The organism is Sphingomonas sp. MMS24-J45 (assembly GCF_044881195.1).
In the GTDB taxonomy this organism is placed as follows: Bacteria; Pseudomonadota; Alphaproteobacteria; order Sphingomonadales; family Sphingomonadaceae; genus Sphingomonas.
The window spans coordinates 1,370,340-1,385,944 of the sequence record NZ_CP173255.1 but is presented as its reverse complement, the minus strand read 5'-3'; the positions used below and the strand labels follow the sequence as shown (position 1 = coordinate 1,385,944).

Genomic DNA, 15,605 nt, shown 5'->3' with positions numbered 1-15,605 from the left:
GCTCCAATTATTCAGTTGCGGACCGCTACCTAAATGCTGCACATGCGAGTTGCAAGTGAAAACGTATATTTCATTCCCATGCCCTGCGAAATTGCGATAAGGTGACAGATTATGGACGGAAAGCTCCGCGAACCCTTGCGGGATCTGGCACTTTGCAGCCTTCCTGCCGCGCTGGAGGCGATGGGAGAGCGCTGGAGTTTCATGATTTTGCGTGCAGCCTTCAATGGCCTGCACCATTTCGAGGAATTCCAGTCCGAACTCGGCATTGCGCGCAACATACTGGCCAACCGGTTGGGGCGCCTGGTCGATCACGGCATCCTGACGCGCACCGCGATGCCCGCCGACCGCCGCAAGATTCACTATCAGTTGACCGAAAAGGGGTCTGCGCTGCTGCCGACGATGCTTGCTTTGCGGCAATGGGGTGAGCGGTGGGAGACGGGCTATCGTGCGAGCCCGGTGCTGGTCGATGCGCGCGACATGCGCCCGATCGCGCCGATCGAGGTACGCGCGCACGACGGGCGGGTGTTGACCAAGCATGATCTGCTGTGGGCGCTGCCCGAAGATGTCAATTATGGCGGGGATACGCTGCGCGCTGCCGAATAAGCGCGCGAGCAATGTCAGGAAACAAAACCGCCAGTAGATTCCCGCGGAAATCTTGCGTATTCATCGCGTCGTGCCAAGCCTTCATGCCCTCGCGAATCCGGCGCGTTTCCTCAAAATCGCCAGGCCGCTGACGCCTTTGCTGTTCTGGGCGGGCGTGCTGTTGCTCGGTTACGGCGCCTGGGGCGGTCTGACGCAGACGCCGGCCGACTATCTGCAGGGCGAAACGGTCCGCATCCTTTACATCCATGTGCCGACCGCCTGGCTCGGCATGGGCGGCTGGTCCAGCATTGCGGTCTCGTCGCTTGTGTTCCTGATCTGGCGGCACCCGCTGGCGATGATCGCCGCGCGCGCGATCGCGTTGCCCGGTGCGGTCTTTGCGGCTTTGTGCCTGGCGACCGGGTCGATCTGGGGTCGACCGACTTGGGGCACGTGGTGGCAATGGGACGGGCGGCTGACGTCGATGCTGTTGCTGTTCTTCGTCTATCTCGGGTTTATGGCGCTGATCCGCGCCGATGACGATCGCGGCGGGGACGGGCGCATTCCCGCGATTTACGGCATTGCCGGGTCGATCCTGCTGCCGATCATCCGCTATTCGGTCATCTGGTGGAATACGCTGCACCAGGGGCAGAGCATCGGTATCACCAAATCGAGCATTGATCCGTCGATCCTGTGGCCCTTGTGGTTCACATTGAGCGGCTTCAGTTTGCTGTTCGCGGGCATCGTGCTGATGCGGATGCGCACCATCCTGGCGCGGACCAAGGCCGAGGCGCGGATGCGGCGCATGGCGACCGCTACGGAGGCGATGGCGTGAACCCTTGGCCATTCGTGACTGCCGCTTATGTGTTGACGGGGGCTGCTTCGGCTGCGCTCGCCGTGTGGAGTTATCTTGCGATGCGGAAGGTCGAAAAGAAGTGAAGGCCAAGCATCAGCGGCTGACGCTGGGGATTCTCGCGGTCGTGGCGGTCGGTGGGGCAAGCGTCCTCGCGCTGTCGGCGTTGAAGGATCAGGCGGCATTCTTCTACGCGCCGTCGGATGTGAAGAAGGAAGGTCTGCCGCTGGGGCGCGCCGTGCGCCTGGGCGGGATGGTCGCGGCGCAATCGATCCAGCGAATGCCGGATGGCGTTTCGATGCGCTTCGTCGTGACCGACGGACTCGCCACCGTCCCCGTTGCTTTCCGTGGCATCGCGCCCGACCTGTTCCGTGAGAAATCGGGCGTCGTCGCCGAAGGATCGTTCAACCCCGATGGCAGCTTCACCGCGACCAATCTGCTTGCCAAGCATGACGAGAAATACATGCCGCCCGAAATGGCGGGCAAGATGCACGAGACGAAATCCCTGAAACAATGATCGGCGCACGATGTTAGCAGAAGCCGGTCTTGCCGCCTTGTGGTTTGCCGCGGCGCTCGCTCTTCTCCAGCTCGTGCTGGCGGGGCTGGGTGTGTGGCGTTCAGCCGCCGTTCGCCCTGAGCTTGTCGAAGCGCAGCTCCCTACCGGGATGAGGGCGCAGGTTGCGGGCGGTGCCTCGACAAGCTCAGCCGGAACGGAAGAGCGAGACCGCCTCACCGCCGAGATCATGGCCGCCGTCCGTCCGGTCGCGGTAGTGCAGGGCGCGCTTGCGCTCGCCGCTATGCTGCTGCTGATCTGGGTGTTCGCGCGCAGCGACATGTCGGTGCTGCTGGTCGCGCAGAACAGCCATTCGGACAAGCCGATGCTGTACAAGGTGGCGGGCGCGTGGGGGAACCACGAGGGATCGATGCTGCTGTGGGTGACGATCCTGGGCGTCGCCGGGGCGGCGGTCGCGTTGCTCGAACGCAGTCTCGCCAAGCCGACACTAATCGCCACGCTCGGCGCGCAGGCGGCGATCGCGCTCGGATTCTACGCCTTCCTGCTGTTTTCCTCCAACCCGTTCGCGCGGATCAACCCGGCACCGGCCGATGGTGCGGGGCTCAATCCTTTGCTGCAGGACCCGGGCTTGGCCTTCCATCCGCCGACGCTCTACATCGGCTATGTCGGCATCTCGATCGCCTTTTCCTTTGCGGTTGGCGCTATGATCACGCGCGATGTCGGCCCGGCTTTCGCGCGCGCGATGCGGCCGTGGGTGCTGGGGGCGTGGATCTTCCTGACGCTCGGCATCACGGCCGGTTCGTACTGGGCCTATTACGAGCTCGGCTGGGGCGGCTGGTGGTTCTGGGACCCGGTCGAGAACGCCTCGCTGATGCCGTGGCTGGCGGCCACCGCGCTGCTGCATTCGGTGACGGTGCTGGCGACGCGCGACGGGTTGCGCGCCTGGACGCTGATGCTGGCGGTGGTTGCTTTCTCGATGTCGATGCTGGGCACGTTCCTGGTGCGATCGGGTATTTTGACGAGCGTTCACGCCTTTGCGGTCGACCCCACGCGCGGGTCGTTCATCCTGGCGCTGCTGGCGATCTATATCGGCGGGGCGCTGCTGCTGTTCGGCTTGCGAGTCGGCACGGTGAAGCAGGGCAACACCTTCGATTTCGTCAGCCGCGAGGGCGCGCTGATCGCCAACAATCTGTTGCTGACGGTGATCCTCGGGATCGTGCTGATCGGGACGCTATACCCGATCGTTGCGGCGGGGTTCGGTACACAATTGTCGGTCGGGCCGCCGTTCTTCGACAAGGCGGCCGGGCCAGTCGCGCTTGCGCTGGTCGCGATCATGGCGGTGGGGCCGATGCTGCGCTGGCGGCGCGACACGACGGAGGCGGTGCTGAAGCGGATGACGGTGCCGGTTGCCGCCACGGGGATCGTGCTGATTTTGGTCGCGCTGCTCGGGCATGTCGCGTTGCTCCCGCTGCTCGGGTTGGCGCTCGCGGCGGGGCTCGCGGTGGCGAGCGTCGCACCCCTGTGGAAGCGCAACCTGCGCCGCACACCATTGTTCACCTATGGCATGGTGATCGCGCATCTCGGCATTGCGGTGAGCCTGGCAGGCATGGCGTGCGACACTGCCTTTACGCAGGCGACGCTGGTCGCAGCGCGCGTAGGCGTGGCGCAACGCGTCGGGCCGTTCAGCGTGACGCTCGACGGGATCAAGCCCGTGGTCGGGCCGAACTGGTCGGCGCTCGAAGCGCGGCTAAGCGTGCGGCGTGGCGAGTCGGGCAGCGTGTTCTACATGCGTCCGCAATCGCGCTTCTTCGCCAATCCGGTGACGACCACCAGCGAATCGGCAATTGCGACGCGCTGGGATGGGCAGCTTTATACCGTGCTGGGTGAACCCGATGGCACTGGGCGCTGGCAATTGCGGCTGTGGTGGAAGCCGTTCGTGACGCTGATCTGGCTGGGCGGGGCGCTGGTTGCGGTCGGGGGCGCGTTGTCGCTGCTTGGTCGTTTGCTGCGCGGGCGTCCGTCTGCCCCGCGGGAGCGCTACGCATGAAGCGGCCGTTGATCTGGGTGCCGTTTCTCGGCGCGCTCGCGCTGTTCGGGGTGATAGCGTGGGGCCTCTACAAACCCGCTGACCGCACGATCCATTCGGCGCTGGTCGGGCAGAAACTGCCCGCGTTCAATCTGCCGCCGATCGTGCCGGGCAAGCCCGGTCTGTCGACGGCGGCGTTCGCGACTGGCAAGCCGCGCTTGCTCAACGTGTTTGCGAGCTGGTGCATCCCATGCATCGCCGAAGCGCCGCAATTGCTGAAGCTTAAAGAAGCCGGGGTCGAGATCGATGCGGTCGCGATCCGCGACACGCCCGCGGCGATCGCCGATTTCCTGGCGCGCAATGGTGATCCCTATGCGTCGATCGGCGACGACAAGGCGAGCGCGGTACAGCTGGCGCTCGGGTCGTCGGGTGTGCCCGAAACCTTCGTGATCGACGGGCAGGGCCGCATCGTGCAGCAGCATGTCGGCGATATTCGGCCCGACGAAGTGCCCGGCTTGATCGCGGCGGTGAGGAACGCGCGGTGACGGCACGCTCTTTTAGTCACCCCGGCCTCGTGCCGGGGTCCACCTCTGAGCTTGGCGACGCGCCCGCGATCCTTGCGCATCGCGGGCCGCACGGTGGACCCCGGCACAAGGGCGGGGTGACGGCAGGGATTGCGCTGCTCCTTTGCGCCACCCCCGCCCTAGCCGACAGCAACCAGCCGCCCGCGCCGCTCGCGAACGTGCAGCTGAAGGACCCGGCCAAGGAAGCACAGGCGCAAGCGCTGATGCTGACGCTGCGCTGTGTCGTGTGTCAGGGCCAGTCGATCGCCGACAGCAATGCCGAAATGGCGGGTGACATGCGCTCGCTAGTGCGGACGCGGATTCAGGCTGGCGAGAGTCCGCAGTCGATCCGCGACTGGCTGATCGCGCGCTATGGCGATTATGTCAGCTATGATCCGCCGTTGAGTGCCACGACTGCGCCACTGTGGATTGCGCCGCTGGCGTTGCTGGTGATTGGCGCATGGCTTGCGCGGGCGAGCTTCAAGCGGCGGCGCAAAGCATGAACCTGGTGATCCTTATGTTGGTCGGCATTGTTGTGGCGGCTGGTCTGTGGGCGCTTGGCGTTGCGCGGCGTTTGTGGACGATCGCGGGTGCGGCGTTGATGCTCGGTGCGGCGGGCTTTGCGTGGCAGAGCCAGGCGCACCAGCCGGGCAAGCCGACCGCCGCCGATGTCACCCCGATCACGGTCGATCCGGGTATGGTCGCCTTTCGCGAGTTGGTATTCGCACCGTCGCGCGAGGATAGTCTGGCGCTCGCCACGGCGGATGCGCGGCTGCAGGCGGGCGATGCCCACGCCGCTGCCGACGGGTTGCGCGCCGAAATCGCGCGGCGGCCGAACGATGCGGTGTTGTGGACTGGCCTGGGGTATGTCCTCGCGCTGCACGACGGATCGGTTTCGCCGGCTGCGGAATTCGCCTTTCGCCGCGCGGTGATGCTGGCACCGGGGACGCCGGGGCCGACCTTCTTCCTGGGTATGGCGCACGTCGATGCGGGCGATCTGGCGGCGGCGCGCCCGGCCTGGGCGGCATCGCTGGCGGCGACGCCGAAGGATGCGCCCTATCGCGGCGACATTGCCGATCGTCTGGCGGCGATCGACCAATTTCTGAAAATGGCCGCCGCGAAACGCGCTGCTGGAATTACGCCCTGATCGACCTCAGTTTTTGCCGAATGGGGCGTTCAGCCGCACGATCGTCAGATTGAGGAACGCGGCGAAGCTGACCCATAGCAGATAGGGCAGGATCAGCAGTGCCGCGAAGTGCGAGATCGGCCACAAACCGACGATTAACGCGACGAGCGAGGCCCACAGGAACACCACTTCGATCAGCGCCCAATCGGGCCGCCGCCATGCGAAGAACAGCGGACTCCACATAAAGTGGAAGGCCGCATTGACCGCGAACAGGATGATGATCGAGGTCCGGGCGGCACCATCGGGTGCGGCGTTCCACGCGATCGCGGCGGACCAGGCGGCAAGCCCGAGAATGATCGTCCAGGCTGGCCCGAACGCCCAACCCGGAGGCTGCCAGCTCGGTTTGCGCAAGCCCTTGTACCACTCACCAAGCGGCGTCGCCAAACCACCGGCGACCAGCAACGCGGCTGCACAGCCGAGCGAAACGTAAAGAGGATTCATCGAAGTCCAATCGGCTGCTCCCCCTTGTGGAATAGAACAATTTGGGGAGTGTCCACTTGTCGTGTGTCCAACGCATGATACACCGTGAGGATGCGTGTGTCTTTCCCCTTCTCTGCGATCGTCGGCCAGGACGAGATGAAATTGGCGCTGCTGCTCGCGGCGGTCGATGCGCGGATCGGGGGGGTAATGGTATTCGGCGATCGCGGCACGGGCAAATCGACCGCGGTGCGCGCGCTTGCCGCACTGTTGCCGCCGATCCCCGCGGCCCGGGCGGGCTATCATCCCGAAGGCGTACCGCCGCCGCCCGCCAAGGCGACCGCGCCGGTGCCGTTCGTCGATCTGCCGCTCGGCGCGACCGAGGACCGGGTGGTCGGTGCGCTCGATCTGGAACGCGCACTGGGGGCGGGGGTCAAGGCGTTCGAGCCGGGATTGCTCGCCCGCGCCAATGGCGGCTTTCTCTACATCGACGAAGTGAATTTGCTGGAGGATCATATCGTCGATCTGCTGCTCGACGTGGCGGCATCGGGCGAGAATGTCGTTGAGCGCGAGGGGCTGTCGGTGCGGCACCCGGCGCGCTTCGTGTTGGTCGGCAGCGGCAATCCGGAAGAGGGGGAGCTTCGCCCGCAATTGCTTGATCAATTCGGTCTCTCGGTCGAAGTGCGCACGCCGCAGGATCTGGCGAGCCGGGTGGAAATCCTGAAGCGTTGCGACGCGTTCGAGCGGAGCCCGGAGGCGTTCGCCGAGGCGTGGCAAGCGGCCGAAAAGAAGACGCTGAAGCAGATCGCGCGCGGGCGCGCCGGGTTGGCCAAGGTTCAGATGTCGGAGGCGATGCTGGCGCGCGCGTCCGGGCTGTGCATGGCGGTCGGCGCCGATGGGCTGCGCGGCGAATTGACGCTGATGCGCGCGGCGCGGGCGCTCGCGGCGCTCGACGGCAAGACCGAAGTCAAGCCTGACCATATCGCGCGGGTCGCGCCGCTTGCGCTGCGCCACCGCTTGCGGCGCGGGGTGCTCGACGAGACCGGATCGACCGTCCGGATCGAGCGCGCGTTGGACGAACTGGCGGCGGCGTGAGCGCGCGCGACCCGGTCCTGCCCGGGGCGATGGATGATGCAATGCTGGCCGCGCAATTGTGCGCCTTCGATCCGGTCGGGCTTGGCGGCATGATCCTGCGCGGCGGTGGCGAGGTTCGCGATGCTGTCGTTGCGGCGCTGCGCGATGCCTTGCCGGACGGCGCGCCGGTGCGGCGTGTTCCGGCGCATGTCGATGACGATGCGTTGCTCGGTGGGCTCGATCTCGGCGCGACGCTCGCGCTCGGACGACCGGTGCGACAAGCGGGGGTTCTGGCTGCGGCGGACGGCGGTGTGGTGGTGCTGCCGATGGCCGAGCGCATGAGCGACGCGACGGCGGCGCGGATTGCGTCGGTGCTCGATGCGGGGTCGGTCGAGGGCGCGCCGGTGCGCGTGGCGGTCGTTGCGCTCGATGACGGGGTCGAGGACGAAGAGCCGCCGCACGCGTTGGTCGAGCGGCTGGCGTTTCGCGTTGATTTGTCGGATTGCCGTTCCCCGGCGAAGGCCGAGGCCCAGTTGCGCGACGACGATGATCAGGCGCTGTCCTCACCAACTGAAACCTCCGCGGCTGGGCCCCGGCCTTCGCCGGGCAAGGAAATTGAGGATAGCGAAGTCCTCGCCACCCTCGCCGCCGCGTCGCTTGCGCTCGGGATCGATTCGGCGCGCGCGCCGCTGTTCGCGCTGCGTGCGGCGCGCGCGGCGGCGGCGCTCGCGGGGCGCGATTCGATGGCCGAGGAGGATATGATTCTCGCGGTGCGGCTCGTCCTCGGTCCACGCGCGACGCGTCTTCCTGCTCCGCCGGAAACAGAGGATAGCGCCGAGGACGCACCACCGCCGCCACCCCCGGGACACGACTCTGGCGAGGAGGAGCAAGGCGAGCCGAAGCCGCCCGAGGATGTCGTCCTGGAAGCGGCACTCGCATCGCTGCCGCGCGATGTGCTCGAAAAGCTTGCGGCAGGACGCGGCCGACGGCGCGCTGGCGCGGCGCGCGGCAAGGGTGAGCGCCGCAAATCGATGCAGCGTGGGCGCCCGATGAGCGCGCGCGCCGGGGTTCCGCGCGGGGGGCTGCGGCTCAGCCTGATCGATACGTTGCGTGCGGCGGCGCCGTGGCAGAATCTGCGCGACCGGGGCGATGGTCCGATCCGCATCCGCCGCGACGATCTGCGGATTCGCCGGTTCGAAACGCGCGCGGAAACGCTGACCATCTTTGCCGTCGATGCCTCGGGCTCGGCGGCGGCGGCGCGGCTGGCCGAGGCGAAAGGCGCGGTCGAACTGTTGCTGGCCGAGGCGTATGTGAAGCGCGCGCATGTCGCGCTTGTCGCGTTTCGCGGTACCACCGCCGAAATCCTGCTGCCCCCGACCCGTTCTTTGACCCGGGCCCGCCGTGCGCTTGCCGAATTGCCGGGGGGCGGGGGACGCCGCTGGCGATCGGTCTCGATGCCGCGCGCGATCTGGCCGAGGCGGCCCGCAAGCGCGGGCGCACCCCTTTCATCGTCGTGCTGACCGACGGCCGCGCCAACATCGCTGCCGATGGCACGACGGTGCGCGAGCGCGCCGAACAGGACGCCGAACAGGCCGCCCGCGCCATCGGCCAAGCGGGAATCGCGGCGGCATTTGTCGATACCTCGGCACGGCCCCGGCCAGAGGGCGCGCGACTGGCGCTGGCAATGGGGGCACGGTACCTGCCGCTGCCGCGCGCCGATGCCGCGGCGATGCATCGTGCGGTTGCCGCGGTGCGCGCGGCGTGAGCAGGCCCGACTGGAGCGTCGAGGGCCGCGACTGGCCCAATCGCGCGGCGAGCCGCTTTGTCGATACCGGACGGATGCGCTGGCATGTGCAGGTGGCGGGGCGTGGGCCGGTGCTGCTGCTGCTTCACGGCACCGGGGCGGCGACGCATAGCTGGCGTGCACTGCTGCCTTTGCTGGCGGAGCATTTCACGGTCATCGCGCCCGATCTGCCGGGGCATGGCTTTACGACGGGGCGACCCTCGGGCGGGCTGTCGATGGTCGGGATCGCGCGTGCCTTGGGCGATCTGCTGACCGCGCTTGCCGTCGCGCCGGAGTGGATCGTCGGCCATTCGGCGGGCGCGGCGATCGCGCTGCGGATGGCGATCGATGGCGTGGCCGCGCCGCGGGGTGTGCTCGGGCTCAACCCGGCCTTGCTGCCCTTCCCCGGTCTTGCTGCACAGCTTTTCCCGGCGCTGGCGCGGATCCTGTTCGTCAATCCCTTCGCACCGCACATTTTTGCGGCGATGGCGCGTGGCCCCGGCGAAGCGGCACGCTTTCTGGAGCGCAGCACGGGGTCGCGACTTGATGCCGCGGGGGTCGATCTCTATCGCCGCCTGTTCGCGACATCCGACCATTGCGCAGGCGCGTTGACGATGATGGCAGCGTGGGATCTCGACACGCTGTCACGCGACCTTCCGCGCATCCGGGTGCCGCTGGTGTTCGTAACGGGCGATGGGGACGCCGCGATTCCCACGGCTTCGGTCCAGGAAGCGGCGGCGCTGATCGCGGGGTCCCGAGTCGAAGTGCTACCCGGTCTCGGCCATCTGGCGCACGAGGAGCAGCCGGACTTGGTGGCGAAGCTGATCGAGGAGTTTGCGCAGGCGACAGCGGGAAAGGCATGACGCGATGATCGGTAACAATCTCGGGCTGATCGAGCTGCTGCTATCGGGTGCGCTCGGGATCGGTTTCTGCCTCTATCAATATGTCGCGATCAGCCGCGACATCGCGCGGAGCAAGCGCGAGCGCGCCGAGGACGGACAATCAGCGGGTGGCGCGGGGCATGCGGAAGGGGAGCATCGACTGGACGACCGGTGAGCGGAAGCGCCCGAGCGACAGGCTTTCGTGGACCGCGCGAACGTCCTCGCCAAACAGCCGCGTATCGATCGCCGAGCGCGCGTAGAACGGCGCATCGACCCAGGTCTTGACCACTTTCGGCTGAAACCCTGGGTCGGCGCGGGTGAGGCGGTCGATCAGCCAGCCGGTCCGCGTCAGCCGCGCAGTGGGCGGCGGGGCGACGTCGGTCCAATTCCCCTGCCGATCCATGCGCAGCGCCAGATCGAACGGCGCGCCATCGGCGCGGATGCCCTCGTACAGCACCGCCACGTCGTTTTTCAGATGCGCGCGCGACCAGTGCCAATCCTCGAACCCGGCCTCCAGCGGTTCTTCGCCAAAATTCGAATCGAAATAGCCGCTGCCGCTCCAGCTGATGCCGGGTTGGCGCATATCGACCTCGACGCGGGCGCGCGGCGCGACCGGGTGCCAGCGGTGCCGCCCGGCCGGATCGAGGTGGAAGCCGGTGGTGCCGATCAGCTCGGGATAGACGCGTACTTGCCCGCGCACCGGATAGGGCAAAGGGGCGGAGCTTTCGACGATGTCGATTACCAACGCCTGCCCGTCCCAGAACAACGCGCTCGGCCCGATGATGAGGTGGTCGGCATCGCGCGACACGCTGCCGCTCGGGCGTTCGGTCATTGCCCACGCCTTGCCGCGCGGGCCGGTCATCGCGACGTTGATGGCGCAGTGGTTTTCCGGACTGTGGCGGCCGCTCAGCTTGTAATAGGGCGAGAAGACGCTGCCGATAAAGGCGATGATCGTGAGCCCGTAGCGCCCGCCATCGGGCCCTGTGGTGTCGCTGAAGGCGTCGATATACCACCAGGCATAGCCGTTCGCGTCGACCTGTACGTCGAACCGAGGTCCTTGAGCAGAATATCGACGGCTAGGCCGCCGCTGAGTGCTGCCATCGGGACGCCGGCGCCCGGGTGCGTGCTCCCGCCCGCGCAATAAAGACCAGGGATCTGCGTCCGGGCGCCGGGCCGGCGGAAGGACGCCGCCCATCCGTGCGAGGCCCGTCCATAAAGGGCTCCACCCGTCGAGGGGAACAGCGCTTCGAACCCCATCGGCGTCGTAAGCGTCGTTGCTCCCGGAGAGAGCTCCACCGAGAGCCCGGCCCGCGCCAAGCTCTCCAGCATCCGGACTTGGCATTGGTCGATCTCCGCTTGGGTAAATCCGGGGCCGTCGCCGATCGGCGGGGCATTGACGAGAATCTGCAACCGTTCCGGGCCGTCGGGTCCGTTGCCAACGCCGTCACGGTCTTGCGCGCAGACGTAGACGGTCGGCGGATCGGGTAGCCGATTGGCGGCGAGCTGGCCGAATTCGGCCACATAATCGTCCGAGAAGATGACATTGTGGTGGAGCAGCGGGAAGCCGCTGGTCTTCGCCTGCGCCGTCCACACCATCGCAGCGAGCGATCTTGCCGTGCGCTCGGTCGGCGGCACGGCGGAGGCGACGTCCGCACCAAAGCGGCCATCGGCGATCGCGGCGGGATCCGCATTGCAGACGATCGATCCGGCCTCGAGCCGCTCGCCGCTCGCCAGCACGACGCCGACCGCACGGCCTTGCTGAACCAGGATTTCGCGCACCGGCGCATCGTAGCAGAAGCGCGCGCCGCCGCGCACCGCCAGCGCTTCGAGCGCGCGGGCGAGCGCGTGCATCCCTCCATCGAGCAGCCACACGCCGCTCGCCTCGACATGCGCGATCAGCATCAGCGTGGCGGGGCATTTGAACGGCGAGGAACCGCAATAAGTGGCGTAGCGGCCAAAAAGCTGGCGCAGGCGCGGATCGCGGAAGTGGTCGCCGAGCGCGTTCCATAGCGTTTCGAACGGGCGCTTGGTGATCAGGTCGCGCGGATTGGCGAGGCCCATTTTCCAGGCGAGACCGAACGGCGTGGTCCGCTGGCCGCGCATGAAGGGGCGGTCGAGCCCGGTGAAGACTTGCTGCGCCTCGGCGCAAAAGGCGCGATAGCCGCGTGCTTCCTGCGGCCCGGCAAAGGCCCCGATCGCATCGGCGCTTTCGTCGCGATCGGCGAACAGATCGAGCCGCGCGTCGCCCCAGGCATGGCGCGCGAGCCGATCGGTCGGGCGCAGCGTGACATAGTCGTCGAGCGATGCCCCGCAGGCATCGAAAATGCTATCGAACACGTCGCGCATGGTGAAGACGGTCGGCCCGCCGTCGATCATCGCGTCACCCGCCGCGACGTGGCGCATCTTGCCGCCGGGTGCCGATGCCGCCTCCACCACTGTCACGTCCAGCCCGCGCGCGGCGAGCAGAGCGGCGCTGGTCAGACCGCCAACCCCTGCGCCGATAACGATGGCCGTGTCGCGCTGCATCCGAATCCTAACCGCGATTGACGCTTATCCGACATGCGTCCAATTAATTGGACATATGAAGCTGCCTATAAACAAAGACAACAGAAATTGGCGGGAACGCTGGATCGCCTGGCGCAATCGAACGCTTGCCGATCCGGGCTTTCAACGCTTCGCCATACGCTTCGGCCCGACACGGGGAATCGTGCGAGCGCGGGCGCGGACAATGTTCGATCTGGTCGCCGGTTTTACCTATTCGCAGACGATCGCGGCGTGTGTCGAAGTGGGGCTGCTGGAATTGCTCGCGCGCGGTCCCGCGTCGGTCGAGGAGATCGCCACGCAGATCGATGTTCCGCTCGAGGGCACCGAGCGCCTGTTACGTGCCGGGGCGGCGCTGAATTTGACCGAGCGACTCGATGCGACGCGCTGGGTCCTCGGCGCGGACGGCGCTGCGCTGCGCGGCAATGGAGGCATTGTCGAGATGGTGGCGCATCACCGGATGCTCTACGCTGATCTGGCGGACCCCGTAGCGTTGCTGCGGCGTGGCGGCGGCGGCGGCCAGCTCGCGCAGTATTGGACCTATGCCGAACGATCGGGTGAGGGAGAGAGCGACGAGGTCGCGGCCTATTCACGCCTGATGGCAGCGTCACAACCCCTTGTGGCACAGCATATTCTCGACAGTTACAGCTTTGCGCAGCACCGCCGGATGCTGGATGTCGGCGGGGGCGAGGCGCGATTCGTGCGCGCCGTGGCGGAACGGGTGCCGAGGCTCGGACTGTCGATGTTCGATCTTCCTGCGGTCGGTGCGCGCGCGAAGGCAGCGCTGGTCGCGGACGGGCTGGGCGAGCGAGTCGAAATCTTCGGCGGCAGTTTCTTCGACGATCCGCTGCCGACCGGGCATGATCTGATCACGCTGGTGCGCGTGCTGCACGATCATGACGATGCGCCTGCACTTGCCCTGCTGCGCGCCATCCACGCCGCGCTGCCACCGGGCGGAACGCTGCTGATCGCCGAGCCGATGGCGGAAACGCGCGGAGCGGAGCGATCTGGGGATGCCTATTTCGGCCTGTATCTGTGGGCGATGGGGTCCGGTCGCCCGCGATCGGCGAAAGCGATTCGTGCGATGCTGCGCGCCGCCGGATTTGCATCTTCCCGCATCGTTTCGACCGCTTTGCCGCTCACCGTGCGGATCATTACGGCAACGCGATAATCTCCGAGAGCGTCAAGATCAGTTGACAATGTAAAGTGTCCAGATAAAGTGACACTCGAAGAAGACCGGATGATCTGGTCCTCTCGATCGGGGGATGCTCGGTGGAAACACTGGCAGTAGTGTTGGAGGCTCCGGAGCGGCTGGCGCTTCGTGCGCTCTCCCTGACGGAACTCGGTTCTGCCGACGTCCTGATCGACATCGCCTTCAGCGGCATCAGTTCTGGCACAGAGAAGCTCTTGTGGTCGGGCAAGATGCCCGCCTTCCCCGGCATGGGCTATCCGTTGGTGCCGGGCTACGAATTGGTTGGCCGCGTGGTCGATGCCGGTGCGGAAGTGCGTGGGCGGATCGGTGAATGGGTCTTCGTCCCCGGCGCGAATTGCTACCAGGATGCCCGCGGCCTGTTTGGCGGCACGGCGCAACGAGTGATCATGCCGTCGGCGCGGGCGCTGCCGGTTGCCGAATTGCTTGGCCGTGACGGCATCCTGACTGCCCTTGCCGCAACGGCCTATCACGCCGTTGCTGGCGGCAAAGCGCCTGATCTGGTGATCGGGCATGGGATTGTCGGGCGGCTTATCGCGCGGATCGTCGTCGCGATGGGCGCGCCCGCGCCGACGGTGTGGGAAACCAACGCCGATCGCCGCGACGGCGCGGGCTATACCGTGATCGATCCCGAGACCGACGAACGGCGTGATTACGCGACGATCTGCGATGCAAGCGGAGCGTCCAATATTTTGGACACTCTTGTGCCGCGGCTGCGCAAGGGTGGCGAGATCGTGCTGGCGGGATTTTACGACCGGCTAAGCTTCGCTTTCCCGCCCGCTTTCATGCGCGAGGCGCGGATGCGCATTTCGGCCGAGTTCACCCCGGCCGATGTGATCGCGACGAACGCGCTGGTCGAATTCGGCGCGCTGCGGCTCGACGGGTTGATCAGCCATGTCCGTCCGGCCGCCGATGCTGCCGACGCTTATCCCGCCGCCTTTGGCGATCCGACCTGCCTGAAAATGGTGCTCGACTGGAGTCACGTATGACCATGCTAGACCCCGGCTCGCTCCGCGATGAAGCGCATGAAGAGCCAGATCCCGTTCACACCGGCCCGGTGACCAAGGAAACGCAGATCATCGCGATCTACGGCAAGGGCGGCAGCGGCAAATCCTTCGCGCTCGCCAATCTCAGCTACATGATGGCGCAGCAGGGCAAGCGCGTGCTGCTGATCGGCTGCGATCCCAAGAGCGACACCACCTCGTTGCTGTTCGGCGGCAAATCGACCCCGACGATCATCGAAACGTCGAGCAAGAAGAAGCTAGCCGGCGAAGAGATCGGCATCGAGGACGTCTGTTTCCAGCGCGACGGCGTGTTCGCGATGGAATTGGGCGGGCCCGAAGTCGGTCGTGGCTGCGGCGGGCGCGGGATCATCCACGGCTTCGAGACGCTCGAAAAGCTCGGTTTCCACGAATGGGGCTTCGATTACGTTCTGCTCGATTTCCTGGGCGACGTGGTGTGCGGCGGCTTCGGCCTGCCGATCGCGCGTGACATGTGCCAGAAGGTGATCGTCGTCGCCTCGAACGACCTGCAATCGCTCTACGTTGCGAACAACGTCTGCAAAGCGGTCGAATATTTCCGCAAGATGGGCGGGAATGTCGGCGTCGCGGGCATGATCCTGAACAAGGATGACGGTACTGGCGAGGCCAATGCCTTTGCCGAAGCGGTCGGCATCCCGCTGCTCTGCGCGATCCCCGCGAACGAGGACATCCGCAAGAAGAGTGCGAACTATCAGATCATCGGCAAACCCGGCGGCGAATGGGCGAGCCTGTTCGAGGAACTGGCCATCAACGTCGCCGAGGCGCCGCCGCTTCGCCCCGCGCCGCTCGACCAGGATGGACTGCTCGGCCTTTTCTCGGCGGATGTGACGGGCGCAGATTTCGCACTGAAGCCCGCGACGCAGGCCGACATGCGCGGCGTGGCGTACGTGCCGAAGCCGACCCTCGAAGTCGTGTACGACGCGGTCTGATCATGGACG

General features: G+C 66.6%; 16 protein-coding genes and 1 pseudogene. 14 read left to right on the top strand and 3 right to left on the bottom strand.

Annotation, left to right across the window (positions count from 1 at the left end):
• Positions 1-111: 111 nt before the first annotated feature.
• From AB5I39_RS07020 to AB5I39_RS06990, 7 genes are all read left to right on the top strand, one after another.
• On the top strand, positions 112-603 hold the full coding sequence (locus AB5I39_RS07020; RefSeq protein ID WP_404372933.1) for a winged helix-turn-helix transcriptional regulator: 492 nt from the start codon (positions 112-114) through the stop codon (positions 601-603).
• Between the two features lie 70 nt (positions 604-673).
• Entirely contained in the window at positions 674-1,414 is a 741-nt protein-coding gene (ccmC, locus tag AB5I39_RS07015) for a heme ABC transporter permease CcmC (RefSeq protein WP_404372931.1), read from the top strand.
• Between the two features lie 100 nt (positions 1,415-1,514).
• Complete coding sequence (ccmE, locus tag AB5I39_RS07010) at positions 1,515-1,949, top strand: cytochrome c maturation protein CcmE (RefSeq protein WP_404372928.1); 435 nt, start codon at positions 1,515-1,517, stop codon at positions 1,947-1,949.
• A gap of 10 nt (positions 1,950-1,959) precedes the next feature.
• Positions 1,960-3,993, top strand: coding sequence for a heme lyase CcmF/NrfE family subunit (locus AB5I39_RS07005; RefSeq protein WP_404372925.1), 2,034 nt, complete (start codon positions 1,960-1,962; stop codon positions 3,991-3,993).
• Positions 3,990-4,517 (top strand): redoxin family protein, encoded by a 528-nt coding sequence (locus tag AB5I39_RS07000; RefSeq protein WP_404372922.1) that lies wholly within the window; start codon positions 3,990-3,992, stop codon positions 4,515-4,517. The genes AB5I39_RS07005 and AB5I39_RS07000 overlap by 4 nt, the downstream gene beginning before the upstream one ends.
• 116 nt (positions 4,518-4,633) lie before the next feature.
• Complete coding sequence (locus tag AB5I39_RS06995) at positions 4,634-5,038, top strand: cytochrome c-type biogenesis protein (protein WP_404374048.1); 405 nt, start codon at positions 4,634-4,636, stop codon at positions 5,036-5,038.
• Positions 5,035-5,682, top strand: coding sequence for a cytochrome C biosynthesis protein (locus tag AB5I39_RS06990; RefSeq protein ID WP_404372919.1), 648 nt, complete (start codon positions 5,035-5,037; stop codon positions 5,680-5,682). Before AB5I39_RS06995 ends, AB5I39_RS06990 begins: the two co-directional genes overlap by 4 nt.
• 6 nt (positions 5,683-5,688) lie before the next feature.
• Here AB5I39_RS06990 and AB5I39_RS06985 read toward each other — a convergent pair whose 3' ends face one another.
• Positions 5,689-6,162 carry a TspO/MBR family protein gene (locus AB5I39_RS06985; protein WP_404372916.1) on the bottom strand — a complete coding sequence of 158 codons (474 nt, stop codon included), beginning with the start codon at positions 6,160-6,162 and terminating at the stop codon, positions 5,689-5,691.
• 90 nt (positions 6,163-6,252) lie between these two features.
• Between AB5I39_RS06985 and AB5I39_RS06980 the strand changes: the two genes are divergently transcribed.
• From AB5I39_RS06980 to AB5I39_RS06965, 4 genes and pseudogenes are all read left to right on the top strand, one after another.
• On the top strand, positions 6,253-7,233 hold the full coding sequence (locus tag AB5I39_RS06980) for an ATP-binding protein (protein WP_404372913.1): 981 nt from the start codon (positions 6,253-6,255) through the stop codon (positions 7,231-7,233).
• Between the two features lie 29 nt (positions 7,234-7,262).
• Positions 7,263-8,977 (top strand): annotated as a pseudogene (locus tag AB5I39_RS06975) (magnesium chelatase subunit D).
• Positions 8,974-9,858, top strand: a complete 885-nt coding sequence (gene bchO / locus AB5I39_RS06970) for an alpha/beta fold hydrolase BchO (RefSeq protein ID WP_404372910.1) — start codon at positions 8,974-8,976, stop codon at positions 9,856-9,858. The pseudogene AB5I39_RS06975 and the gene bchO overlap by 4 nt, the downstream one beginning before the upstream one ends.
• 4 nt (positions 9,859-9,862) lie before the next feature.
• Positions 9,863-10,051 carry a hypothetical protein gene (locus tag AB5I39_RS06965; RefSeq protein ID WP_404372907.1) on the top strand — a complete coding sequence of 63 codons (189 nt, stop codon included), beginning with the start codon at positions 9,863-9,865 and terminating at the stop codon, positions 10,049-10,051.
• On the opposite strand, the gene AB5I39_RS06960 is transcribed toward AB5I39_RS06965, so the two are convergent.
• Both AB5I39_RS06960 and crtD read right to left on the bottom strand, forming a co-directional pair.
• Complete coding sequence (locus tag AB5I39_RS06960; protein ID WP_404372905.1) at positions 9,998-10,708, bottom strand: hydratase; 711 nt, start codon at positions 10,706-10,708, stop codon at positions 9,998-10,000. The two genes, AB5I39_RS06965 and AB5I39_RS06960, sit on opposite strands and share 54 nt — an antisense overlap.
• 74 nt (positions 10,709-10,782) lie before the next feature.
• Positions 10,783-12,402, bottom strand: a complete 1,620-nt coding sequence (gene crtD, locus AB5I39_RS06955) for a 1-hydroxycarotenoid 3,4-desaturase CrtD (RefSeq protein WP_404372902.1) — start codon at positions 12,400-12,402, stop codon at positions 10,783-10,785.
• A gap of 202 nt (positions 12,403-12,604) precedes the next feature.
• Between crtD and AB5I39_RS06950 the strand changes: the two genes are divergently transcribed.
• The 3 genes from AB5I39_RS06950 (at position 12,605) to AB5I39_RS06940 (ending at position 15,596) form a co-directional block, all read left to right on the top strand.
• Positions 12,605-13,588, top strand: a complete 984-nt coding sequence (locus tag AB5I39_RS06950; protein ID WP_404372899.1) for a methyltransferase — start codon at positions 12,605-12,607, stop codon at positions 13,586-13,588.
• Positions 13,589-13,689: 101 nt separating this feature from the next.
• Positions 13,690-14,616 (top strand): chlorophyll synthesis pathway protein BchC, encoded by a 927-nt coding sequence (gene bchC, locus AB5I39_RS06945; RefSeq protein WP_404372896.1) that lies wholly within the window; start codon positions 13,690-13,692, stop codon positions 14,614-14,616.
• Entirely contained in the window at positions 14,613-15,596 is a 984-nt protein-coding gene (locus AB5I39_RS06940; protein ID WP_404372893.1) for a chlorophyllide a reductase iron protein subunit X, read from the top strand. Before bchC ends, AB5I39_RS06940 begins: the two co-directional genes overlap by 4 nt.
• Positions 15,597-15,605 lie beyond the last annotated feature (9 nt).